The 24,409-nt window shown below is 51.9% G+C and carries 16 protein-coding genes; 8 read left to right on the forward strand and 8 right to left on the reverse strand.

All coding sequences use genetic code 11. The annotated features are described in order from the left end of the window. Nucleotides 1-77: 77 nt before the first annotated feature. The 3 genes from SH449x_RS23665 to SH449x_RS23675 all read right to left on the reverse strand — a co-directional run bounded on the left by SH449x_RS23665 (nucleotide 78) and on the right by SH449x_RS23675 (nucleotide 5,411). Nucleotides 78-578, reverse strand: a complete 501-nt coding sequence (locus SH449x_RS23665) for a hypothetical protein (protein WP_482378539.1) — start codon at nucleotides 576-578, stop codon at nucleotides 78-80. Between the two features lie 559 nt (nucleotides 579-1,137). Further along, nucleotides 1,138-1,506 (reverse strand): DMT family protein, encoded by a 369-nt coding sequence (locus SH449x_RS23670; RefSeq protein ID WP_482378546.1) that lies wholly within the window; start codon nucleotides 1,504-1,506, stop codon nucleotides 1,138-1,140. A 62-nt stretch (nucleotides 1,507-1,568) separates the two neighbouring features. Continuing rightward, nucleotides 1,569-5,411 (reverse strand): PVC-type heme-binding CxxCH protein, encoded by a 3,843-nt coding sequence (locus SH449x_RS23675; protein WP_482378547.1) that lies wholly within the window; start codon nucleotides 5,409-5,411, stop codon nucleotides 1,569-1,571. Nucleotides 5,412-5,637: 226 nt separating this feature from the next. Here SH449x_RS23675 and SH449x_RS23680 point away from each other — a divergent pair, with 226 nt between their 5' ends. From SH449x_RS23680 to SH449x_RS23690, 3 genes are all read left to right on the forward strand, one after another. Further along, nucleotides 5,638-7,629, forward strand: a complete 1,992-nt coding sequence (locus SH449x_RS23680; protein WP_482378548.1) for a PhoX family protein — start codon at nucleotides 5,638-5,640, stop codon at nucleotides 7,627-7,629. Nucleotides 7,630-8,814: 1,185 nt separating this feature from the next. Further along, nucleotides 8,815-10,113, forward strand: a complete 1,299-nt coding sequence (locus SH449x_RS23685) for a TrkH family potassium uptake protein (protein WP_482378549.1) — start codon at nucleotides 8,815-8,817, stop codon at nucleotides 10,111-10,113. A gap of 12 nt (nucleotides 10,114-10,125) precedes the next feature. Then, complete coding sequence (locus SH449x_RS23690; protein WP_482378550.1) at nucleotides 10,126-10,794, forward strand: potassium channel family protein; 669 nt, start codon at nucleotides 10,126-10,128, stop codon at nucleotides 10,792-10,794. On the opposite strand, the gene SH449x_RS23695 is transcribed toward SH449x_RS23690, so the two are convergent. After that, nucleotides 10,768-10,893 carry a hypothetical protein gene (locus SH449x_RS23695; protein ID WP_482378551.1) on the reverse strand — a complete coding sequence of 42 codons (126 nt, stop codon included), beginning with the start codon at nucleotides 10,891-10,893 and terminating at the stop codon, nucleotides 10,768-10,770. The two genes, SH449x_RS23690 and SH449x_RS23695, sit on opposite strands and share 27 nt — an antisense overlap. Nucleotides 10,894-11,647: 754 nt before the next feature. Between SH449x_RS23695 and SH449x_RS23700 the strand changes: the two genes are divergently transcribed. Further along, on the forward strand, nucleotides 11,648-12,631 hold the full coding sequence (locus SH449x_RS23700) for a hypothetical protein (protein WP_482378552.1): 984 nt from the start codon (nucleotides 11,648-11,650) through the stop codon (nucleotides 12,629-12,631). A 90-nt stretch (nucleotides 12,632-12,721) separates the two neighbouring features. Here SH449x_RS23700 and SH449x_RS23705 read toward each other — a convergent pair whose 3' ends face one another. Together SH449x_RS23705 and SH449x_RS23710 are read right to left on the reverse strand one after the other, a co-directional pair. Continuing rightward, nucleotides 12,722-13,696: a Gfo/Idh/MocA family protein gene (locus tag SH449x_RS23705; protein WP_482378553.1), complete on the reverse strand. Its 975-nt coding sequence runs from the start codon at nucleotides 13,694-13,696 to the stop codon at nucleotides 12,722-12,724. Nucleotides 13,697-13,724: 28 nt separating this feature from the next. Continuing rightward, entirely contained in the window at nucleotides 13,725-16,346 is a 2,622-nt protein-coding gene (locus SH449x_RS23710; RefSeq protein ID WP_482378554.1) for an FHA domain-containing protein, read from the reverse strand. A 397-nt stretch (nucleotides 16,347-16,743) separates the two neighbouring features. Between SH449x_RS23710 and SH449x_RS23715 the strand changes: the two genes are divergently transcribed. Continuing rightward, nucleotides 16,744-17,121, forward strand: coding sequence for a TraR/DksA family transcriptional regulator (locus tag SH449x_RS23715; RefSeq protein ID WP_482378555.1), 378 nt, complete (start codon nucleotides 16,744-16,746; stop codon nucleotides 17,119-17,121). A 21-nt stretch (nucleotides 17,122-17,142) separates the two neighbouring features. Continuing rightward, on the forward strand, nucleotides 17,143-18,042 hold the full coding sequence (locus SH449x_RS23720) for a 3-methyl-2-oxobutanoate hydroxymethyltransferase (RefSeq protein WP_482378556.1): 900 nt from the start codon (nucleotides 17,143-17,145) through the stop codon (nucleotides 18,040-18,042). 75 nt (nucleotides 18,043-18,117) lie between these two features. Here SH449x_RS23720 and SH449x_RS23725 read toward each other — a convergent pair whose 3' ends face one another. Further along, entirely contained in the window at nucleotides 18,118-19,056 is a 939-nt protein-coding gene (locus SH449x_RS23725; protein ID WP_482378557.1) for an SGNH/GDSL hydrolase family protein, read from the reverse strand. 55 nt (nucleotides 19,057-19,111) lie between these two features. After that, entirely contained in the window at nucleotides 19,112-20,839 is a 1,728-nt protein-coding gene (locus SH449x_RS23730; protein ID WP_482378558.1) for a CRTAC1 family protein, read from the reverse strand. Nucleotides 20,840-21,091: 252 nt separating this feature from the next. Between SH449x_RS23730 and SH449x_RS23735 the strand changes: the two genes are divergently transcribed. Together SH449x_RS23735 and SH449x_RS23740 are read left to right on the forward strand one after the other, a co-directional pair. Next, nucleotides 21,092-22,627 carry a tetratricopeptide repeat protein gene (locus SH449x_RS23735; protein WP_482378559.1) on the forward strand — a complete coding sequence of 512 codons (1,536 nt, stop codon included), beginning with the start codon at nucleotides 21,092-21,094 and terminating at the stop codon, nucleotides 22,625-22,627. Continuing rightward, entirely contained in the window at nucleotides 22,624-24,387 is a 1,764-nt protein-coding gene (locus SH449x_RS23740) for a CRTAC1 family protein (protein ID WP_482378560.1), read from the forward strand. The genes SH449x_RS23735 and SH449x_RS23740 overlap by 4 nt, the downstream gene beginning before the upstream one ends. Nucleotides 24,388-24,409 lie beyond the last annotated feature (22 nt).

Genomic DNA, 24,409 nt, shown 5'->3' on the forward strand with positions numbered 1-24,409 from the left:
AAGGGGTGAACTCAACACAAGTCAGGGCCGAATGATCGAGCCCTTCGGTCCAATGCTTGGTTCGTCTTCGATTCAAACTATTTTGTTGGGGGTGATTCGGGTATCCACGATTTAACAGCGAACCTCTCAGGGTCTGTCGCCACGACAATTGGGCGGTTGTATTTATGCCTTAATGATTTGTCGCTTTGATCCGCCACGGGCTTTGGTTCACTGTTTGACGCGGGCTTCGGGTCCGGAATCGACGTAATTTCTTTGGGGTCGACCCAGCCGCTTATGGTGATCACCCTCGGCTTTTCGGTCTGTGCTCCCATAAACGTGTGAAATGAGACAAAAAATCTGCCAGCTGGATCAACGTGAGTAACACACGCGATTATCTGCACAACCGGACGGACCGCACCGGGAGGAGGTGGATCGTTAGTCACTTCGATGAATTTGTCGAAGAGCTTTCCTTTAAGGTCAAGCATCACAGTGTCTCCAACAACGACAGATTTTTCGCGTTTTTCATCCGCAAAAACCTGAGTAGCTATCGCTATAAAGGCAAAAAGGACAAATGCCGCTGCAGAATTTCGATTGATCATGTCAAAAACCTATGGAAGCAACTATTTAGAAGGACGAACATATTGTATACGGAATTTACCATACTTCCGCTGGCTCACAGTTTACCATAATCCAACCAGCGTTGGCAATTTGGCTCTCGCAAAAACGGGAGGATTTTCCGACTTTCATTCACCCTACCACCCTACTGTCGCAAATGACATTGCTCGGATATGAGGATTTTGGGTTTTCAGGATTATGTTGAATTTGCCTTTGCCAGGATATATGGAACTCCATTTTGCATGACTCAGTACCAAATCCTCCGTCGAAAAAGGCTAGCTTAATCAACCGAATGGGGCAGCTCGCTCGCACGCCGTGCGAGCAAACGGGCTCTCGAAAATGCCCGTGGTGCTCTCGGCCTACGAGATGACTCCCATCCTGCATCTGATCTAGCCTGAACCTATGAAGAAGAAGAAGGCGGGCCTCGGAGTAAAAGTGCACAAGCTCGTGCGATGAGGGCTGGGATGGAGGCAGCAGCGCAGGGCGTTGCCCGTGCGGTTAAACGATGATGCTGACGCGTGTGGGGGGGAATCGCGGTGCGACTTATTTGCGGAAAATAAAAAAGACGGCTAGCACGAGAAAGGCGAAGCCGATGGCGTGGTTCGTTCGAAAGGTCTCGGTCTTGAAGACTAAAATGGTGAACGTTGTGAATACGATCAACGTTATCACTTCTTGTAGTACCTTGAGCTGCCAAAGATTAAACGGCCCCCCATTGCCCGCGTAACCGATTTTGTTCGCGGGCACTTGGAAACAATACTCAAAGAACGCTACGCCCCAACTGATAAGAACAATCGAGGCTAAACTTAACTGGGCCGACCATTTCCATTCGGAAAATTTTAAATGACCATACCATGCGATCGTCATAAACAAATTGGAGAGTACGAGAAGACCTATCGTTGTGTAAAACTTCATGCTTTCCCACGACTCTCCGTATGCCCGTGGCTAGGTATGCTCTTGACTATGTATGCCCGTGACTATTCTTTGCTCCCGTACAACGTGATCTGGTTGAGGTGGAGCACTCCACGTCCATCTAAACCAACCTTGATGTACTTGGCTTCTTCCATGCTATCAAGCTTGATGTCGTAGCTCGCCGCTGGAGTCTCGCTCTTCCAGACTTGTTTCCAGCTTTCCCCATCGACCGATGTCCACACAGCAAGATTCTTAGCCCGCTCGTGGAACTGAGGATTGCGACGATTCTCCAGCTTGATAAACCCGATCGCTTTCGGCTCTGTCAATCGGATCATGATCGCTGGTGATTGCGCATTGGTGTCGGGTGAATGGAACGCGAACTCTCGCCTATCAGCGCCGATCGTGGTGAGAACCAAATTCGATTGCCCCATCCATTGAGCGGGGAAGTCCTTGGGATAGAGAATCTCTGCTTCTCGCGAGATTTCTACCAAATCGCCAACAGTGCGCAACGGGGCGTTGTCCAAGGCGGGCTTCAACCAACCGTCGGTCGTTGTGAGCAACTGATTTCGCTTGGACAAATACTCCATTAGGTCCAAGAACTCGCTCGGAGCGATGGTTTTAGCTAACCCCTCAGGCATCGAGCTGGCCTTCATCTCTTTGCGGTTCTCGATGTCCTCCTTAGGTATGACGACCTCTCGTCCCTTGCCGTCCTGAGTCGCTACGCCGAGCTTCAGGCTAGCTTCGGATTCATCGAGGATAAATCCCGTGAAGACTTCGCTATCCACCGTGATAACTTGTACGGTCTCGTAGCCCTTGGCGATGGTATCGTTAGGCCAAAGCGTGTGTCGGATAATTTCCGCTTTGGAATAGCGGATTCCGACGTCATCTAAGCGTGGACCGAACTCTTTGCCAGCATCGCCAATCCGGTGGCAAGCTGAACAGACGCGCGAGAAAACGACTTCGCCACGCCCTTCATTTCCGCCCCCGATTCCAGCGAGCTGGTTAATGGCACGCTCTCGCGTACGCATAGGCAACTCGGTGTTCTCGGCATCCTTCAGAGGCTTGACGGCCTGTCCGCCGGGCCCCATCGACATCTTGAACGTGGAGAAGAATTCCTTTAATGCGGGGTCGGCATCGACGAGGAATTTGTTATCTCGATCTGCGATTTCGACTGCGGGGGTCAAGGCTTGGAGCGTGTGCTCGAGGGTGTACTCGATCCAGTAGTCCATCGGCAACTGCGTCACTTGCAACGCGATCTCGGCTGCCTCCGCGGTTTGCAGGAAGCTCAAACCTCGCACGGACTCGAGTCGAACTCGTGGTGCTGGATCGGTGATCGCTTTCGCGAAGACATCCTTGGCAGCCGCAAAGCGATGAAATTCGTTCGCGACGCAGCGGACGGCAGCAGCTCGTGCTCGGAATTCGTCCGTGGAAAGGATTCGATTGACCAGCTCGCCATCTAGATCGCGGAAGCTTTCTTGTAGCCAGAGGGCTTCACAGAGCTTGTTCGGTGAACTCTTAGGATCGGCGATCCACTTTTTCACAGCGGCCATTACCTCCGCTTTGGGACGGCTGCGAAGTTCGCGGCGTGCTCGGTAGCGTGTACGCTGCTCGTACTCTTCGAGTTGAGTCAGCAGTTCCTCGACCGACTTTCCATGTTGCAGAACAGGAGTGAGCAAAGGCTTCTTTGTATTGACCAGTCTGTAGATACGTCCATGTTCGTGATCTCGATTGGGATCACGTTGTGAGTACTGCATGTGGCCGATGAGGGCATTGCACCAATCACCGAACCAAATCGCGCCATCCGGTCCGATTTGCGGATCGACGGGGCGGAAGAAGTTATCGGTCGAATCGAGCAAGTCCGGGATACGCTTGCCCGCATAGCCAGCTCCATCCTTTTCATCCTTGACATCGAACAATGGCATGCCGTGCATGTTGATGACGCACGCGTAGGTAAAGTAGCCTTGTAGCTCGTCAGGTAAATGCCGCGATAGCAAGAATTCGCTGCCGATCGCAGGCCGCATGCCTTGGTTGTCGAATTGAGCCCGAAGGGTTTTACGCTGGGGAACATCGACGCCGGAAAGCGGGCTTTCCCAGTGCTGCTGGGCTCCCGTGCCGTCGCCGACTGTTCCCATACCCCACTCGTCAAAGACCATGCACCAGGGGTTACCGTAGCCGGGAGTTCGGAAGTAATGAACTCGCAATGACTTCGGATCAAAGATATAGCCGCCCGACGGACCGTTGTTGCGGAAGGGCCCGTAGGGAGTCTCCAAGGTCGTCGACATGGCGACTCCCTCGAGCATGTAGAGCAATCCGCCGTTGGACCACTCGAATGCTCCCATCGTATGGTGTGTATCATCCGTCGCGATGCCGTCCATTAACGGAATCTCTTCGTCGGCAACATCGTCCCCGTCGGTGTCCCGAAGGAAAACGATCCGAGGTTGGTTGGTGACGATGACTCCATCTTGGTAGAACTCAAAGCCGGTCGGGCAGATCAATTTGTCATAGAACGTCTTGCAAACGTCCGCTTTTCCGTCCCCGGTGGTGTCCTCGAGGATCAGCAATTTATCGCCGGGCTTGGAAGCTCCGGGAAGCCATTGCGGATAATTGGTCATACACGAGACCCAGAGCCTACCCTTGGAATCGAATGCCATCTGGGTTGGGTTGGAAAGCTCGGGGAATTCTCGTTCTGAGGCGAAAAGCTCGACCTTCATCCCTTCGGGAACTTTCATTTGAGCGATCGACTCTTCGGGAGTCGGATAGACCAGAGTCTTGGGCTCTCGCTTTTCTCGGAAGCCGTCATCGCGAGTTCCGAACATCGTCTCGGGTATGAAGACTTCTCCGGTGCTGGAATCATCGGGTACCTCGGGGACCGCTTTGCCAGCGACCATATCCCAAACATATTGATCGCGGACGGCGACCATTTTTCGAATCTTGCGAAACTCGGTGGGGAAGGTTTCGGTATCCCATGTGCGTCGTCCGCCGTAGACGTACCAGCCGTTTAACATGCGATAGTCTTGGAGGTGGAACCAGGACTTGTCGTTGACCGCTGCGCGAACCCGTTGAAAGTCCGAAGCGTCGGCACCCGTTGGATGCGGGGCAGGGAACAAGGTCGCGTCGAGCAACTCAGCCACCATGCGGTCCCCTTGTGCGTTGAGGTGGATTCCGTTCTGGTTGTATTGAGCTCCTGGAGTTTTGGAGAAGGCGGCTTCTGTCGCGGCGTAGATATCGACGAAGGGGACGTTCAGTTCCTTTGCTAGCTCTGCCACGGCCTTCGCATAGGAACGCAGAACTTTGTTGCCTGGCTCGGCCCTTGGTAGAAGTGGATCGTTGGTATCCTCGAGAGCAGCGGGACTGACAAGAATGAATCGAACAGGCTTGTCGTCTTTTCCGAAGTCGTTCTGCTTCGCCTTGATCCAGGCTCGATATTTGCTCTTGAATGCGTCCAACGTTTCGGGAGCATCCCCGGCGAAGTGTTCATTGAATCCGAAGAAGCAGATGAATAGCTCGGGGCTAAAAACCTTGAGCGGGTCATCGATGGTGGTGTAGTTATCGGGGCGTTGTTGGCGTCCCACTTCGTCGGCTGGCCAACCAAAGTTTCTGACCACCAGGTTTTTGTCGGGGAACCGGGTGTGCAGCATGGTTTCGAAGTAGCCGAACATGTTCATTCGTTCGGCCATGGAGCCGCCGACAAAGGCGATCTTTTCACCTTGTTTGACTTCGAACTTGCCGTCCTGGGTAACAGGACTTGCAACGGGATTGATTTCGAAGTTCGCTGTAGGAACAGTCGCGTGCGATTCGTTCGTGCCGAATTTGAGTAGACTGAGGCTTGCGACGCTTATCGACAGGCCGACGCAAATTGCGGCACCAAACCAAGATCGCTTCGAGCAGCAGCTGGTAGAAAAATTCATGGGAGTCTGACAGGTCATAGGGGAGGGACGGGTGAGGGTGTCAGGGGTTGGAAAAAGTGCGGGCCCCCTCATATTCTAATTGACTCATTGGGTTTCTGACACTCCCCAAAAGTTTGGTGACAGCAGAATATGAATTTTGGGCAAAGACCCTCGGTTTCTGAGTGTTTTACGATATAGTCGAGGAAAGTTTGAGTCAGAGATTGGACGAGCAATGAGGAATGATGCAGTGAGTACGAGCGAAAAAGGGTCATTAGTCGAAGTAGTAAATGGGGATCGCGTGCCCATGAGAGACTTGATCGAGCAGTACTTCTCACGTCGGACCTTTGTAAAGGTTCTTTCGGGTGGTTTCTGCACCGCAGCATTGAGCAGCCTTACAGCCAAAGGCGGAGATTCGGCAACCGAGATGTTGGATGCTGACACTCCCGCAGCGGGGCATGCTTTGTTCCGTTTCCGCAGCATTCCTACCTCAAATGCGGACAACGTCGTGGTGCCAGAGGGCTACGTGGCGGAGGTTTTGTATCGCTGGGGAGATCCTGTCGACGGTGTCGGACCAGCCTTCAAGTCCGATGCTTCGAATCTGGCAGACGACCAAGAGCGACAGGCAGGGATGGGGCACGATGGCATGGAGTTCTTTGCCATCCCCGGTGAAGATCCGAATCAACGGGGGTTGTTGGCCATAAATCATGAATACACCGATCAAGTGTTGTTGTTCACGGACGGGATTGCTCCTTTGCCACCTGAGAAGATGCCACTCGAGAAGGTCCGCAAATCGATTGCTTCGCACGGCGTCTCCGTGGTAGAAATTCAAAAGGACTCGTCGGGTAAATGGAGCGTGGTTCCATCCCCACGGTCACGACGGATCACTGCTGACACACCCATGACGATTTCTGGTCCCGCGACCAAAAAGCTTGGACTCGAAGTACGGGGCACTGTGAATAATTGCGCCGCAGGCCGAACCCCTTGGGGTACATATCTGACCTGTGAGGAGAATTTTCAAGGCATCTTTGGTACAAATTCATCCGACTTCCAACCGACCAAGACACAGTCAGTGTACGGCTTGACATCGCTCGGATACTACTACGAGATCGACGGGAAAAAGGTCGCGGGTTATCGCTGGTGGGACCAATTGCTTCGCTTTGACTTGGCCAACCCGAACAACGATTCAGAGCGGTTTGGTTATGTCGTCGAGATCGATCCTAACAATCCTGATTCGAAACCTGTAAAGCGGACCGCTCTAGGTAGATTCCGCCATGAGAACGCCGAACTAACCGTTGCACCGAACGGACAGGTGGTCGTTTATATGGGTGACGACGAAATGAACCAGTTTGTTTACAAGTTCGTTTCTGCCGAGAAGTGGGATCCGAACGATCCTGCGGCGATGGAACCTGCCACGCGCGATCGATTGCTCGACAAGGGGACACTCTACGCAGCTCGATATAATGCGGACGGTTCAGGCGATTGGCTTGAATTGGCACCGAGCAAGAACGGTATTCCTGCTAAGAAGGACGCGACTGACATCGACGGTTTCGATGAAGCAGACATCTGCATTCGAACGAGAGAAGCGGCCGAGATCGCTGGAGCAACACCGATGGACCGGCCTGAATGGCTGGCGGTGCATCCACAGACAGGTGAAGTCTACGTCACACTGACCAACAATAAGAGCCGACATGTGCCCGATGCGGCCAATCCCCGAGCTAAGAACGTGTACGGGCATATTGTTCGGTGGACCGAGGAGAACAGCGATCCTACCTCGACGAAATTCCGATGGGAGGTATTCGTCATGGGTGGCAATCCGACTCATGATGATCCGTTGTATCAAGGGACAGCCAAGGGGGATTTCTTTGCGTGTCCGGACGGTTTGAAATTTGATCCATCTGGGGTGCTTTGGATTCAAACCGACATGTCCAGCAGCGTGATAGGCAAGAAAGGCTTTGAGGAGTTTGGTCACAACATGATGTTGGCAGCCGATCCGCGAACGGGTGAGACGCGACGTTTTCTCACGGGGCCGCGAGGTTGCGAGATCACTGGAAATGCGATGACACCGGATCGCAAGACGATGTTTATCAACATCCAGCATCCAGGCGAACCCGCCGACGAGTTGTCCGATCCGAACGAGCCGCTAAAGGTCAGCAACTGGCCCGACGGCCCCAACGGTGGCCGACCTCGCTCCGCGACCATCGTCGTGCGCAAGCTAGATGGCGGCGTAATCGGCAGCTAGAAACGCAATTTCGCTCGGGTGGCCCCCTCTCCCGTAGTGGACGAGGCAACGAGGCCCGACCGTCAGGCACGAATATGGCAAGAAGCTCGTTGAAATAAAAGCAGGCGGTCTCCAGTGCAACGGGACTCGTTACCTCGTCCACTACAAGAGCCGGGTAGTTTCGCCGGGTGCGCTCCGCGACCCCGGGCTATGTTGTGGTACTGCTTCGCAGTTCAGGGCGAGAGCCGCAGATCGTCACGGGCCAGCGTGGAGCGGTGAGGTAAAGCGTTTGCTGTGTCCACCCACCTTGCCCACCGAATCTTTCGCCCCACATTTTTCGGCAGATCATGCTTTGTGGTTTCAAGCTTCCATCCGATTCAAGGACGCCCGCAGATGGAAAATCCAGTAGGCGACGGCAGGATTCCATTTCTACTCTGAGAGAATTTGCTGGCCTACCTGAATCTGCTGGAGAACCCGGACGACTGACATCGTCCCCCGTGGTTTATTTCGATCCAAAAGCCAGGTAGGTCGAAAGATGTAGGACGAAAAATAGAAGAAACACCATTCGTTGGATGGCACCATCGCACGACCGAATTGTAGCAGTTTTAAACCCCACAGAACCAACTACCACGCAAACCAACGGAAATGCATGTTCACGCAAGGAACGAAACGGGGACGCGGGTAGATTGGCATTTTACCCCCGGCCCCTTTTCTTCAGCTGGACGAGGCAACGAGGCCCGACCGTCAGGCACGAATATGGCAAGAAGCTCGTTGAAATAAAAGCAGGCGGTCTCCAGTGCAACGGGCCTCGTTACCTCGTCCACTACAACAGCCGGGTAGTAAAGGCCCGAGGCATGCAGGGAGCATGTATTTCGTCCTCCCTATGCGTTAATGTTCCCAACGTTTAGTCTAATTTTCGTCAGGCGAGCTAGACTCTGTCTGGGGAAGTGTTCCTTTTCGAATTGTGTCGGGTCGATTACAATTCCCCCGCGGCTTGATTCGCGAAATAGGCGAGAACGGGAATAGGACTCCCTTGAGCAGCACAGTCTTGGAATGCGTCAGATGACGCGGTTGGGATAGCTACTTCACGACATGAAGCCGAATCATACAGCAAACTCGAGGCGACGCAGGGATCTACCTCGCGTTGCCGGGCGGAAGGTCTTCTCCGAATTGACCTCCTCGGAGCTATTCGTAGGATCTTTTGTCTTGTTGATAATCGTCGGGGCATTGGGGTTCCTCGTTTTACCAGGTCTCTATGTTGGTGAGCGACTAGGGCCGATCGATTGCCTTTTCACCTCGGCTAGCGCGATTTGTGTCACGGGGCTCATCGTGGTTGACACCTCGACTCACTTCACGTTTTGGGGACAGCTTTACATCGCTCTCTTGATTCAGATGGGGGGCTTGGGGATGTTGACGTTTACCTCCATGATCATTTCCGCGATTGGTGGACGACCATCGTTGCGAGTGGGAACGGCCATCGAGGGTGACGTGAAGACTCTACCTGAGGTGCCGACACGGCAATTGGTCATGGATATCGTCAGGTTTACGGTATTCTGTGAGCTAGCCGGTGCGATCGCTTTGTATGCTCTATGGGTTCCCAAGTATGGGTGGTGGGACGCTGCATGGCCAGCAGTCTTTCACGCGATCAGTGCCTTTTGCAATGCGGGGTTTTCGACTTACACCGACTCGCTCATGTCTCATGCGGAGTCGACTGCCACCTTGTCGGTCGTGTCGGTTTTAGTTTTGGTGGGTGGTATTGGGTTTATCACGCTTGAGGAGCTATCATTGCTCGCGAAATCCAAAGGGCCGCGAAGACGACGCATGTCGGTTCACACGAAGCTAGTTTTGATTGGGACTCTTGTATTGGTTGTGATCCCAAGCCCCATGTTTGCGTTCTTTGAATGGGATGTAACTCTTAAGGACATGTCGTGGCAAGATAAGATTACGAATTCCATCTTCTTTAGCATCACCCCCAGAACAGCGGGCTTTAATGCCGTCGATTATGCGGAGGTATCTGATCCGACGAGTTTGCTGACGATGATTTTGATGACGATCGGAGGTGCTCCTGGTTCCACCGCTGGTGGCATGAAGCTGACAACTTTCTTTTTGATGTTTCTTTTGGCTTGGTCGAAAATAAGTGGTCGTTCTAGTGTCAATTTCATGAACCGTTCCATTCCGGATCGGACCATTCAGCGAGCGACCGGCATCTTTGTCATCATGGTCTCTTTGACCTTGCTCGGGATTTTTGCTGTGCATATTTTCGATCCCATCGTGCCGTTCAAGGATCCGTTCCTGGTCAGGGCATTCGAAGGAGTGAGCGCTATTAATACAGTCGGGCTGTCGTTGGGAGTAACCGCTTCGTTATCGGGCGGATCAAAGTTAATCCTCGTACTAATGATGATCGTCGGCCGCATTGGACCGACGGCGCTCGTCGCTGCATTCGAATCGAGATTTGTTCAGCGAACAGACTATCGCCTCGCCTCTGAGGATGTCTTGATAGGATAGAAATGGAACCGTATGGCAAAGAAATATAAACGCTTCGTTGTTGTTGGGTTGGGTAATTTTGGATTCGCAGCATGCCAAAAGCTGGCCAGTTTGGGGCATGAAGTGATAGCCATCGATGTCGACTCGACTGTGGTGGACCGGATTGGCCCGATAGTGGAGCGGGCTGCGGTGCTCGACGCAACCGACATGCAAGCCCTCAGGCGACTCGGTGTTGAAGGTGCCGATGCTGCTGTCGTCTCGACGGGAGATGATATTACCGCCAGCATCCTCGCTTCGTTGGCTTTGCAAGATCTCAAGGTAAGGGAGATCTTCGTCAAGGTGATTTCCACCGACCATGCTCGCGTTATGGAACGGTTGGGGGTGACGGAAACCGTGTTTCCTGAGCGTGATACCGCGACCGCTCTCGCAACAAAGATTAGTGGAAACGCGCTTCGGAACTACATCGCGTTAGGTGCCAACTTTAGCATTCAGGAGATGGGGGTGCCGCAGGAGTGGCTCGGTCGTTCGATTGGCGAGCTAGGAGTGCGTCAGCAGTATGATGTAACGATCGTCGCGATTCACGACATTCTGACCGATGTCATCGTGGCAACTCCCGGTCCAGATTACAAGCTGAAAGAGTCCGATACGATTTTTGTGGCTGGTGATGACCAAGCGTTAAAGCGAATCGCGACTGTCGATTAGCTCAGATTCCCAGAGATCAAGAATTTGCTGAGCCTGAACAGCGAGTTCGAGCGATTGTTGACTGGCTTTGGTCGGTTCTGGTTGAATTTGGTTCAGCATGATTTCTTCTTGGTTCCTCTCCGAGGGGGGCATTTCGCAGAGTCCTTTCCCATCTCCATCCTCGAGCAATACCAATTCAGCTAAATCAATGCACTACCAATCCAAGATAAACCGTTTGCAAAAAATTTCGAAGAAAATTTTCGGCGTGTCAAAATCGCTAGAACCCAGCGTTTCACCAACGTTTTCCTCGATTCAGCGGAAGGAAGAATTGCTTGACCAACGCAGTTCAACCGCTTACAGTCGAAAATGGTGATGGCTCTCGTCAGGAGAACAGTTCCCTTTTTGGTTCAGCGGTCCAATATGCTTTGGGGTGTGGTATTCGACGGGGCGAAAACTTTGCCTGCGACCTACACGCGGAGAACGATCCATCGTTTTTTTGCCGCTAGGAGTGCAATGGGACAAGGAGAAAAAATGCTCATCTCTATCTTCAAATGGCCTAGCTGTTACAACCGGTTGTGGTTGCGCAGTACAAGATTTTCTTAGGGCCGATCTCAACACGAGACTCCGTTGCTCTATAATGGACGTCTCGAGTAACCGTAGTTTTAGTTGTGGCTGGGGGTGTTACGGCGATGATTCAGCAACCACAAATCATTTCGAGTTCGTTTGTACGCTGAACATTAACGATCCGATCTCGTGCGATCTCGAGGTGGATCCTCCCCTCTAATCGTGTTGCACCAGATGGGTAGGCCAATAGCTTATGAACTTACGGTTTCAAGCTCTTTGATGGTTAGATTTTTTCCAATTGGACATTGTTATGATTCGCAAACGATTTTGGCTATTGTCCCTCGTGTTTCTCACAAGCTTCTTGGCTTCCGCCAAATGCCAAGATGTTGGGAGGGAAGCAGTCGAACGATATCTCTTAAGCGCAAGTGATCGCCGTGACAATTTGGCGTATCGATTTGAGGCACAGCTTGGCTATTCTCGTCCGGGCGAAGACCCGCGTGTGCGTGTCGTCAAAGGTGTCTCAGCTGTTTCAAAGGACACATCAGTCGAATTCTACTCTTCGAGTTCAGTTCCGATAAATAGTGTATTCACCGAAACTAATCCGACCATAGAAACCTTTGAGTACCTAAGATTAGGGAAGAAACGATTTCAGAAAATCTATCTAACTCCCAGTAATGCTGGTGAATCAGAATGGTCGTCCGATGCAATTGTATCCAGTACGAGTGCTAGCTGGATCCAATTAGGGCTGGACGCTGACGGAAAACCTGTTGCGCAAATGTCCGTGCGATTTTGTCCACTGGGCCTACCACTTTCTTCGGCTATCAATGTTCTGCAGAATCGAACCGACGTTGATTATGTGGGTGATGCATTTTTCAGAATTTTTGAATTCAAGGAGGAACGGGAGAAGGAAGACAAGCTTATTGCTGAGTGGTATTCCGTGAACCGATTGGGTCTCGTAACCGTCGTGCTGGATCCATCAAAAGACTACCTGCCCGTCTTGAAATCATCTAGAGTGTTTGACGGTAATGGTAATATCTCGAACACGTTAGAGTATACGACCAAAACGAAATGGACAAAAGTTGAGGAAGAATACTATCCATCCGAGGTTGTCCTGACTCACCGATCAAAAGGTTCAGACTATGAATGGGTATTTAAGTTTGAGTATTTACTACAGAGCACGTGGGATAACCTTGCATCGACAATCGACTGGGAGAAAATGACGGGAGAGAAAGGGGATGGACTAACTCGCTCGTTGTATAAAGAATTCGATATGCAGCGAAAGAAGAATAGGTAGAGCCTCAATACCTGTAGAATTACCTCATACGGCTTTTTCCTCAACTCGATCGAGAAAGCGTACTTCCGGATGGATGAAGGGTGGCTGGCACTAAGCGAAGTTGTCGATTAGCTCAGATTCCCAGAGATCAAGAATTTGCTGAGCCTGAACAGCGAGTTCGAGCGATTGTTGACTGGCTTTGGTCGGTTCTGGTTGAATTTGGTTCAGCATGATTTCTTCTTGGTTCCTCTCCGAGGGGATCGTTTCGCAGAGTGCTTTCCCATCGTGCCCATGGATCCAGAACCTGGGCTTTTGCGAGTCCCATGGCCGGAGAAAATCATCGCAAATCATTGACGCATCGGAACCGGCGAACTCGATCCACTTGCGACCTGCCGCGTCAAAGCCACAGTCCCAGTGCGCGATGACACCTCCCTCGAGTTGGACAAGGGCTTGGGCGCTCGTCCATATCTGGCTCGTAGGCTCCTTGGTTCCGAAGGCTGCAATGTTTAGAGGTTTTAAGCCTGTGAACCAAAGGGTTGCGTACACGCAGTACCAACCTAGATCGAGCAAGCAACCGCCACCGAGTTCTGGGCTAAGCCTGTGATCGTTGCCACGGGTCATGATGTGGGATGCGCTGCATGCGATCGTCACGCGACGTAGCTTTCCGAGCCGACCGGACTGCAGCATCGATCGCATAGCCAGGCTTCTTGGATGGTAGGGAAACGAAGTCGCATGGTGGCAAGAACTGTTTCGTAGCGACGCGGTCTCGAAGATAGATCGTGCGTCCGGGGCATTAGTTGCCAGAGGTTTCTCGCAGAGAACGGCCTTTCCTGAGTTCATTGCCGCGATGGCATACTTGGTATGCAGATGCGGGGGCAAGGCGATGTAGACCGCCTCTACGTCAGAGGAGAGGCAAACCTCGTCTAGGTTTGTGGTGAGGTTCGCTGGAGAGAACCGCGTGCCCCAGGTCGATAGTTTTTCTAGGTCCCGTCCAACGGCGACCGTCAACTCGTGTTCGGGCATAGCATTGATCAGGTTAGCCATTCGTTCGGTCACGCGACCGATACCCAGAAAGCCCCATTTCATTTGCATTTCCCCGAAGAAAGAGAAGGCTTTAAACCGGAGTGGGACGCCATCCGCTCTCCGCGTTATCGTCTACCCGCACCGCTTTCTGTTCTTCAACATTGATTTGCAGGGAACGTTGTCGTTCTGCTTTTGCCCTCTGTAAGGATCTGAAGTGCTTGTAGCAATCGGTTCCCCATATGACGGCGATTACCACGGCAGCGACAAAACCCGCGAAGGGGGGATTAGCCTGAAAGCCATTAAGAAGCAGGATCAACGACGCGGAGGCAATCGCGAATGACGTGACTGCGACTTTAACCAAGATGGTGGTGCTGGCCCGTTTGGTCTCGCTGCGAGCAATCGCTCGTCGCGCATTGGAGTTTGCTAGTTCACGTAGAGCGTTCATATCGACCTGAGGAGTCGGCCCCCTGCGGTTTGTTTCCGACCGGGGTTGTTCTGCGGTCGCCTCGGAATCAGCTGGAGGCTGTCCTACAGGTGCTAATTTGGCAGCCCGATTCATAAACTCGCTTCGGCTGCGTGGTGCCGACTTGACGGTTAGTTCATCTAGCGGCGAGCCTGGATTGTCAGCACCATCCGCCCCTTGCTTAACCCGTTGCAGCAACTTCTGCATGTACTCTTCGATTGATTCTTCTCGCTCTGAATCGTCGGAGCTTACGTTACTAACACCCTCGGCCAGCCTTTGCGACGTCGGTTGCTCAAACGTTTCGGATTCCTCTGTTTTGAGCAAGCTGCCCTGCTTCCAGTCGAAGGAGGGGAGTTCTGGCGGGGCGTCAAGGATACTGGTTCTGTCTAGTTCAAACGATGTTGGCAAGGACTCTTCCTCTTCGTCAGGATCGAGGAAGTCAGGGTCTGATTCAAGTTCGATCGTTGCCTCGTCTTGTCTCGACGTGTTTGAGTACGAGAAACTATCAAATTTGTTGTGCAGAGATTCTGGAATTTCATCATTCTCTTCATACTCTACGGAGAAGCTAGGCTTTTCGACGGACTCTAGTTGCTCTTCCTCGGTTTGAATTTCCGAGAGCATCTGTCGCAAGCGAGCTGTGAGGTCTTGACTCTCGCTAGTAGGGAGGTCGTGATCGTCAATGTCGCCACTGCTGTCCGACAATTCCTCATAATTGGTTGGAGAGTAACGGAACGATTCAGAGTCGAGAGGAGGCTCATAGTGGACCTGTTGTTCAGCATACTCCCGGGGCTCGTCCGAGGCAAACTCGGGCTCGTCAGTTACAGACTCAGGCTGGTCACTAGCATGTTCTGGGTAATCCGTCATTGGTTGCTTAAGATAAGCAGCCAAGGGAGAGCTAGACAGCTCCGAGTACTCATTACTGTAAGCGTTGTCATCAATGCCCTCGAAGCCCTCGTCGATGAGAGGGTCGTCCGATGAACCATTTACGGAGGGGGACGCGGATGAATCTAACTCTTCCGAAGGCGGGGCATTTAGAAAGTACGCTTGACCGCTTAATGGCTGCGGTTCGTAGTATGTCTCTTCCAGTTGCTGCTCTAGAGCCACCTGCTCTTCGATCGACTGCTCATAGGGTGATGCTGGTTCAGACTCAAAGTACGGCTCCGACTGACCGTATGCGGGATAGTTGGTCAAGCTCTGCGGGTGTAGTTCCGCACTGTATTCCGCTGGTTGCTCGGGCTCTACCTGATGCTCGTACCCTACCTGATGCTCAGAGGTAGCCTCATGGTCTGGATAGGGAGATTCCTGTTGCGCTTGGTAAAAACTCGATCCCGAATCCTCCTGAGGAGCGTAGAACGCTTCTGACTCGTTCGATTGTCTCCAATCGTAGGAGGTGGGGGGCTCGGCGGGTGGACTGTGTTGGAGGCTGGTTTCCAGTTGTTCACGCCAGCTAAACAAGTCGGACAGTTGCGATTCTGCAGCAGCAACAAAGTTGGCTAATTGGTCGGTTGTACGTTCGCTTTGTGCTGACAGATCGCTTAACTTTGCCAGCAAGCCCTCGAGTGTTTCTTCGATCGGTCCAATCGTTTCGACTCTTAGTTGATCGACGGCATGGGCTTGCGAGTCCAGTCGGCTCGCCAAGCGTTGTTCGAGGTCATCTGCCAACGACTTGCTCATGGCGGCAAATTGCGCTGCCAAATCCACCGGTTCCGACTCGGGGGCTGTTTGGGATGCAACTTGAATTCCCTCGATGGCAGATTGCAGGTGGCCTAGAGTCGACTCGAGAGCCTCCAGGCGTGCTTCCGTTTGCTTATTGAGAGGGTTTTTGATGTCGCCGAATGAGAGAGCGTTTGCTTGAGCGGCTAGTTCATTGGATCGGATGACGCGGGGTATCGATCGAGACTGGCCCAACTCCGATTTCGGTATGATTTCCAGTTGAATGGTACCGAGTTGCAGGATAGTTGTCCGTTCGATTAACAATTCCCTTATTGGTCGCCCAGCTACTTTCGTGGTATGCGGTGCTTTAAGGAGTATGAATCGCTTGCCAAACACCAGGGTGGCGTGGATATCTGCCAAGCCTGCGTCCGGCAGAGAGACCACGCAGTTTGGGCTCGCCCCGATGGTGCAGTGTTGGTTCAGGACTGAGATCTCACCCAAAAGATGCGCAGCCTCGTCATACCATCGAACTTCGCCGAGGATTTCAGTGGTGCTGGATGCCATATCGGCCCGAACGGTGGTTTGCGAAGTCAGCATGGGAGTCCGGCGTTGGAAGCGCGAGATGTAGACGTACCTAGGGGGGGTATCGACCTCATAGCTGGCACGGACTTGATGAAAACCAACTGGGAACGGTTCTTTTTTGCTCGAAAGATGCCATATTGCAAAACTGTCCAACCGAGCCTTGCGACTAAACGGATGTTTAATGCCAAACGAATCTTCATAAGAAATTCTGCTTGAATGCGCAAGTCTATTCTGCAAAAGAGTTTACCATCTTGTTGCGAAGAGCTTAAAGAAGAAAAGCTAATTTCAATATCGCGATTCGAGAAAATCGAACTTTAAGGCGATTCTTCCGTACTATAGTTTCAGTGAACGTAGCCTCCCCCCCGGCAGGGCTACCCCTTTTTCTTTCAGGAAAGGCATAAGGTCATAGTCTATGGCGAGGAAGGATGCGTTAGATAAGCTGCGTGATGTTCTGCTGCTCAGGCGTGAGGCCCTCAAGCGTGCGTTAGATGGCGACTTGAGTATGTTGCAGACCCTTTCTCAGGAGGGAGGGGATGTGATGGATGCGGCCATGGACACTGTGCAAGACGAAATCTCCAGTCAATTGATTGAGGTGGAGAGCCGGGAGTTATCCCAAATCGAGGATGCCCTCAATAAGATCAAAGAGGGGGGATACGGCGATTGTGATGTTTGTGGCAAGGCGATTCCAATCGCACGGCTTCAGGCGGTTCCGTATGCCGTTACTTGCATTGATTGTGCACGAAATCAGGAGAATCCCTCCACTCGGGTCTACGGCGAAAACTACAGCTGAGCAGAGCTGAAGAGCAAGCTAATGCAACCAGACCCACCGAGTTCCAGTATCCTACCATCGCGTGACGCTCATAAGCGAGGGTTGCACCGAATTATGACGATGGGTGGTCAGTACGGGACTCGCAACTATACCATCAAGCACTTACAGAGCTTGAAAGGAAAAGCGATTCTCACCGAGACCATGCCCTTCACGACCAAAGAGGCGGCAGCAGCGGAGGAAGCAGGAATCGATACGCTGAAAGTCAAGTTCGATCCACAGAATCCGGCAAGCGCGATTGAGATTCGCAAGGCAGCCCCCAATACATTCATGACATTTTGTATTGGATTGACTAAGGTTGCGACGGTGCAGGAAGCTGTTCGAGCAGGCTTTGACGCTATGGACGCTGGAGCAGATGCGATCATGTGCCAATGGGGTCCCGAGTTCATCCGAGCTGTGTCGAGCGTCGGCATTCCGGTTCAGGCACACGCCGGACTGGTACCCCGTTTGAGTACTTGGACGGGAGGGCTGAGGGCGGTTGGAAAGACGATCGAGGAAGCCATCTGGGTGTTCGAGCAGATTAAATCCTACGAAGAGGCTGGAGCATGGGCAGTCGAGGTAGAAGTCGTACCGGCTGAGCTACTCGCAGAGATTTCTAAACGTACCAGCTTGGTGACGTCGTCCATTGGAGCGGGCAGCGGGGGCGACATTCAATTCATGTTTGCAGAAGATATTTTAGGCAATCATGCTCCGCCCTATCCTCGGCACACTAAGCAGTATCGAAACCTGTTCAAAATGGAGCAGGCAATTCAAGCCGAGCGAGTCGCAGGCTTCCGTGACTTCATTGAAGATGTCAAAGGCGGGTTATTTCCTGGCCCTGAACACGTTGTCAAGGCACCGGAAGGGTTGATCGAACAATTGCGTTCCAGAATCGACCAGTCCTAGGCCGCGCAATGAACCTTGCAGAGCACCAAAGTTTCCGTTGATGTTGGTACCACGTGCTCACTCAGCAACGGAATTCTATTTTGGTCGCAGGCTTGAGTTTTCTATGATGACATTCAGAAAAGTGCGACGGATTGCATCGTATCCCCGGTCGTTCGGGTCTTCGACGTTGGAAAAGAACCAGTAGTTGGGATCTTGCCATTGATATGTTGTTCGCCAGAATTGCCGGCAGTGGGAACCGTGCCCGAGGAATACCTCATATATGGGAACCATATGGACATGTTCGCGAGCTTGGACACACTCTAAAATGACACCGTTGTAAGCAGCATGGATCGCTAAACCATCCGGCCACCTGGGAAGATAGATGCTCGGGGCATCCCCGACACCGTCTGTTGGATCGTATATGTTCGCAAGATAAATTTCGCATCCGCCAGGAAATCGTTCCGTTATTAAATCTAACATTGCGGCCAGTCGCGTGCGAAACGACGCAATCCACGGTTGGGCTTGTTCGAGTGTCGCCCCATACATGGCGCATTCGCGAGGCGTTGATCGACCATAGCTGTGAATCAAGTCATTACCACCCGTTGTCAGAACCACGATACCGAAAAGATCCTCGGATTGGACCGCCAAGCGGTCTTGGATCATCTCCATGTGCTGTCTGGAGTTGGAACCAGAAACAGCAAGATTCTTTGAAGTAAGGTTGGGGAGAACGGCTAGTAACGACCGTCCTTTCATATCATCGAATTCATCCGTCGGATTTTGAATCAAGCGATTGAAGAACGTGCGGCCAGGTTTACTAGCCCCGAGTCCTGCTGTGATGCTATCGCCGATACCGACTAAATGGACTCGTCTGTCTGTCCAGACCGACTGAAATGGTTCGATGGGAACGGCGGGACCAGCTGGGCCGTTTCCTGTTGGACGCAATAGGAAGTAGTTCACATAGAAAACGGAGCCCCCAAGAGTTAATACAGCCGCTGCGATCAGTAGAAACACTCTCAGTCCGGATATGTTTATCATGTTTAGAATGGTAGGAGTTCGTTTTGTCTGGTGGCGAAACGCCAGCCCAAAACGGTTATTCTCCTTTTTGGATCGGCTCGATGATTAGGATTGGCTCGATGATTACGTGCTGGGCGTTAAGTGGGGCAACCTGATGAGTGGTTGTCTGGTCATTTGGCCAAGTAACGATCACTTCCGCCTGGGTTGCAACTCCCAGGCCAAAGTGCAAACGCTTGCCGTAATGAGATTGGTAGCCACGTCCTAAGTGTACCATACGAATTTGCTCGTCGATGTTGGAGCGAACGATTACCTTGGCGCCGCAAGCATCTCGATTCGAGGAGGTGCCCACCAGCTGGATTTGCAGCCAAGAATTCGGAGTTGAATCGGCTTTTTCATCAGACAGTTGGTTTCGAAGGAGTTGCGGTTTTGATTGTGCATTGAGAACCACGATGTCAATCCGACCATCATTGTCGAGATCATCGAACCCAGCGGCACGGCTGCTTTCCTCGACTTGCAGGGGAGGGCCGGCATTCAGGGTTGCATCGGTAAAGCGGCCTTTACCGTTGTTGCGAAGAAGATAGTTTCTAACCTTCACTTTGGTGCGGTCATCAATGTATTGGATGTTGTCCAAGAAATGCCCGCAAGCGACAAAAATGTCTATATCCCCGTCGTTGTCAAAATCCTCCAATCCGACTCCCCAGTTCACATGCGGATAAAGGGTAGTCTCGATCTTGGAGATATGAGTTACATCCTCAAAAAGACCACTCACAATCTGGCGGTAGAGAACCGGCATTTCCTCTTGGTACGTGGTCGTAAAGAAATCGATCAAAAGATCCCCGTCTAGATCGGCTGCTTCGATTCCCATATTCCCATTGGATCGACCTGCTCGATCGATAGCGACCCCGCTGGCAGCGGCATCCTCTGTAAACTTGCCTGTGCCGTCATTGATGAATAAAAAATTCGGGAAGCTATCGTTGGCGACCAGAATGTCGGGATGTCCGTCACCGTCGAAATCTCCAGCAATGACTCCCATGCCCGGTTGCGGTCTAACTCGAATGCCGGACTCTAGGGAAATATCTTGGAAGGTACCGTCTCCTAGGTTTCTAAACAGGAAATCATCCTCTGGCGGAAAGTCCTTCGGACCAGGATGAAACAGATAGTCTCCGATGCGTTGTTGAAAGTGTTTATCAAAGGTGAACTTTTGATAGTTTGCGACATAAAGATCAAGGTTTCCGTCTTGATCGATATCGATGAAACAAGCCCCTGCACTGAACTTGGGACCATTCGCGATGAGTGTCGTGCTTGGCCATGCTGTAAAGGTGCCATCGCCGTTGTTTTCGTAAAAGACATTTTCTCCGAAGTTGCTGACGTACAAATCGAGATCGCCGTCGTTGTCGTAGTCCCCAGCGACGGCACCGAGTCCATAAGAAACGTCCCCAACGCCGGCTGTTTCCGTAACGTCAACGAATCGAAAGTTTCCGAGATTTCGATAGAGCCTATTGGTGCATGGCGGTTGCGTGGCATCGGTACCGATCGCGGGAGGAAGCTCTGAACCGTTGACAAAATAGATATCGATTAGGCCATCGTTGTCGAAATCGAAGAGGGCTAACCCAGAAGCCATAGGTTCCACGACATAGCGTTCGCCGCGAGCACCGTTTTCGTGCACAAACTCGATCCCGGAATCTCCAAGCATCTCTTTAAAGTGAACGATGGGTTGCTGACTGGGGGAATCCTGCAGTCCGGAAGCAGATTCAATCCCACAGAAAAGGAGAACTAGAGTAAGGATTGTTGGGATTAGTCGCATCGCTCGATGAATTGCGATTGGGAGAAAAGGTCATTTGGAGAAATCGTACCTGGAGTACCACCATCAACCCAAGCCAACTTGATCGCAAACGGCGGGAATTTTTGTGATACTCAAGCTAGAACGCGATCCTAGCACGGAGAAATTGTTTCCGGTGCGTACTATTGTAGCTTGAGCACGTGGCGAACGGCGTTTACATTATCAAAAGCCAACCCGCAAGGTGCGTTAGGATGTCTTTAGAGTGTTGCTAACATTATGAATCAGGCCGCTAATCCCAATCCCAGCTTTACGCCCACGCTCATTCTGCTGGGCATTGTAGCTTGTTTGGCGGGAGCGGCTGCGGTTGGGATCTATCGATTCGCTGGTTCTTTGGAGGAAACTGCTCCTGAACTCAGCGATTTGCAAGGACTTGGGGATATGCCGAAGGGGCAATCGACAAGCGGGGCTGCGCAAAACGATCCGTCGGTAATAACTCGACCTGCGGCTTCCTTGCCAGAAAGCTTGGTAGGGGAGGAAAGCCGCCTCGCGACTTCAGCCTCGTCAAGTCTCGAAGTGATGGCGGGGGGGCCCAGGTTACCTACGCTCATGTTGCCTGAGTTTGTCGTGCCGTTGGATCCTGGCGAGTTCGAGATCGAGTGCGAGCGATTTGTGGAGGAATTGGCAACTCAGCAGCCCGAGAATCCCTTGGCGTTGAATGTGGTCGCGATGTATTACTCGCAAATGCAGCAGACTACGAAAGCTGATGATCTATGGCGGCGTAGCGTGAAATTGGCTCCCGAGGAGCCACTTTACTACCTAAACTGGGCCACGAATTATTTGAATCGTAGCGAAAGCGAACAAGCTATTGAGGTATTAGAACAAGCCGTTGCACAGGGGCTTGATAGGAGTTTCTTTGCGTATCAGTTTGCGATATCACTTGCTGCTTTGTCACGGGATATAGAAGTTGAAGAGTTGATCCTCGAGGATGTATCGAAAAAATCGAAATCAGCAGACATCGCTGCTCCGCTGATGCTGCTGCTTGGGCAATCGCAGGTCAAACTAGGGAAGATTGCAGAGGCTCGCGAAAGTTTTGAGGCCGCGAGAGCGGGGGGGCTATACAACAAGGCCTTGATCAATGGTTTGTTGACATGTAGCGTGCGACTCAAAGACAAGGAAGCTATCGAGCAGTTCCGCAAAGAGTTGGAGTCCTTTGCTACCGAGCAGGATGAGTTTGGCCAGAAGCAATTTGACAAACGTTCGGAAGCAGAAATGCGGCGGTTCGGATTGGGGATTATTGGCGAGTCGATAGAAGTTTTGCGACGAGCTGGTGACTTGCGATGGGCAGAGGCGGTTGGCTTGAGGGCCGTTTTCCTCGATCCGAAAAACGTGGATGTTTATCGATTGCTGGCGGAGGTCTACCGAGACAGGGAAGAGCCGCAGAATGAGATGGTGGTTTACGAACGTATTTGCAAGTTGGAGCCTAACGACGCACTCAATTATTTGTTCTACGCGAGAGCTGCGGCAGATGCAGGTCACGCTGAGAAAGCAGAGGGGATTCTCAAGCATGCGATCGCAATGGCACCTTTGGATCCCGCATTGTTTGCAGCTATGGGCGAGTTTCTATTGGAGCGTGGTCGAGCAAAAGACGCTGTTTGGTACTTGCGACAAGCCGTATCCCTAGATCCGAGTCAGGAAGGTAGGCTGCTGTACATTCAAGCCTTAAAGGGAGCCGGAGAAAACGCGCTGGCTCGCGAACAAGAGAGAATACTTAACGGAGCCACTGAGGTTCCGCGTGTAAGGGCGAACCAATGAGCAGGCCCCTCGGTAGTTTGCATTTACAGTTTTCCGGCACAACTCTTTGCGTTTCCGTTTTCTTTTTGCTTGCGACCTCCTTACCCAAAGAGAGCTTGTATGCACAAAAGCAAATTGTCCCTCCAGATTTTCGCTTGCAAGATGTGTCCTCAGAAACGGGGATAGTTTGGGAGCATACGACTGGCAAGAGCGGGCTGGGTTATTTGGTGGAGGGGGTAGCAACTGGGCTAGCGAGTTTTGATTACGATCTCGATGGTTTGGTTGATATTTACTTTCTGAATGGACGCCGCCTCAAGGACCCGGGATCTGATTCTGGTAAAGGAAACGCGTTTTACCGGAACCTCGGAGAGTTTCGTTTTGCGGATGTAACGGAAGCCAGTTCGACCAGCGAGATAACGTTTGGGTTGGGCGCGGTGGTCGCAGACTACAATGAAGATGGTTTTCCTGATTTGTATTTGAGCAACTTTGGAAAGAACCGGTTGTTCATGAATGCGGGAGACGGGACCTTTATCGATGCGACCGAGGTAAGCGGCACGGGCAACGGGAGTAAGTTTGGAGGCGGGGCTGCTTTCTGCGATTTCAATGGCGATGGAGTTCTAGATTTATACGTTGGGAATTACGTCGATTTTACCGTTGCCAATGCCGTTATCGTAAATCGGAACGGGAAGATCTTTCATGCGGGGCCGACATACTACAAATCCGTGCCCGATACGCTTTACTTTGGCACCGGGGATGGTCGCTTCTTAGATGCAAGCGTCGAATCAGGCATCGCCAAGTTTGCAGGTCCGACGATGGGGCTTATCGCAGCAGACTTGAATGGAGATGGGTACCCGGACATTTACACGTGCAATGATGGGAAAGCGAACTTCCTTTTCATTAATGATGGACAGGGGTGTTTTACTGAAGAAGCGTTAATTGCTGGGGTGGCTTTTGATTTTCGAGGTACCGCCAATGCGTCAATGGGTGTCGACATTGGTGATTATGATGGAGATGGGTTGCTGGATCTGATCACAACGAACTATCAAAACGAGATCCCCGTTCTGTATCGAAATCTTGGAGACGGAGTTTTTGAGGACGCATCGACTTCCGCTCGCGTTGCAGAAGCGATTATTCCGCATGTGACCTGGGGGACGAGCCTGGTTGATTTCGATAACGATGGGCAATTGGATCTCTTCGTTGCTGCTGGGCACTTCGATGATGCGGAAATCACGGATGATCGAACCGCAAAAAAGGTTCGAGACTTCTTGATGATGAATCGTGCCGGGAAGTTCGAGGATGTTTCCTCGCTCGTCGGTTTGGCGGCAGTCGAGTCATCCAGAGGTGTCGTATTCGAAGATTTCGACAACGATGGAGACATTGATATTGTGGTGTTGAATTCTAACGCTACGCCTACGTTTTATCGGAACGACGCAGTCCAGCGAAACGACTCATTGACTGCCGGGGCCCACGTCAAACTGAAACTTGTCGACACAGTTGGCAATCGGAACGCTATTGGAGCGAGGGTTCATGTCCAGCATTCAGTTCTCACCAAAGATTTCGTAGTACTAAGTGGACGCGGATACCAAAGTCATTATGGAGAGTGGTTGCACATCGGGCTGAATCAAGTAACTTCTCCAACCGTGTTGGCGACGGTTGTGTGGCCTGATGGTACGACTGCAACGTATGACCTAGTGCCAAACAGTTTTAATGTGTTGATTCGCGAACAAGGCGGTAGCGTGATGCCCTTAGCTCCAATTCGCCAGGAATCGAAAGCACGTTAAGAGCCTATCCTCCCTGTACTCT

The sequence above is a fragment of the Brakhagea baltica genome (genome assembly GCF_052161605.1).
Classification (GTDB): domain Bacteria; phylum Planctomycetota; class Planctomycetia; order Pirellulales; family Pirellulaceae; genus JBKCUI01.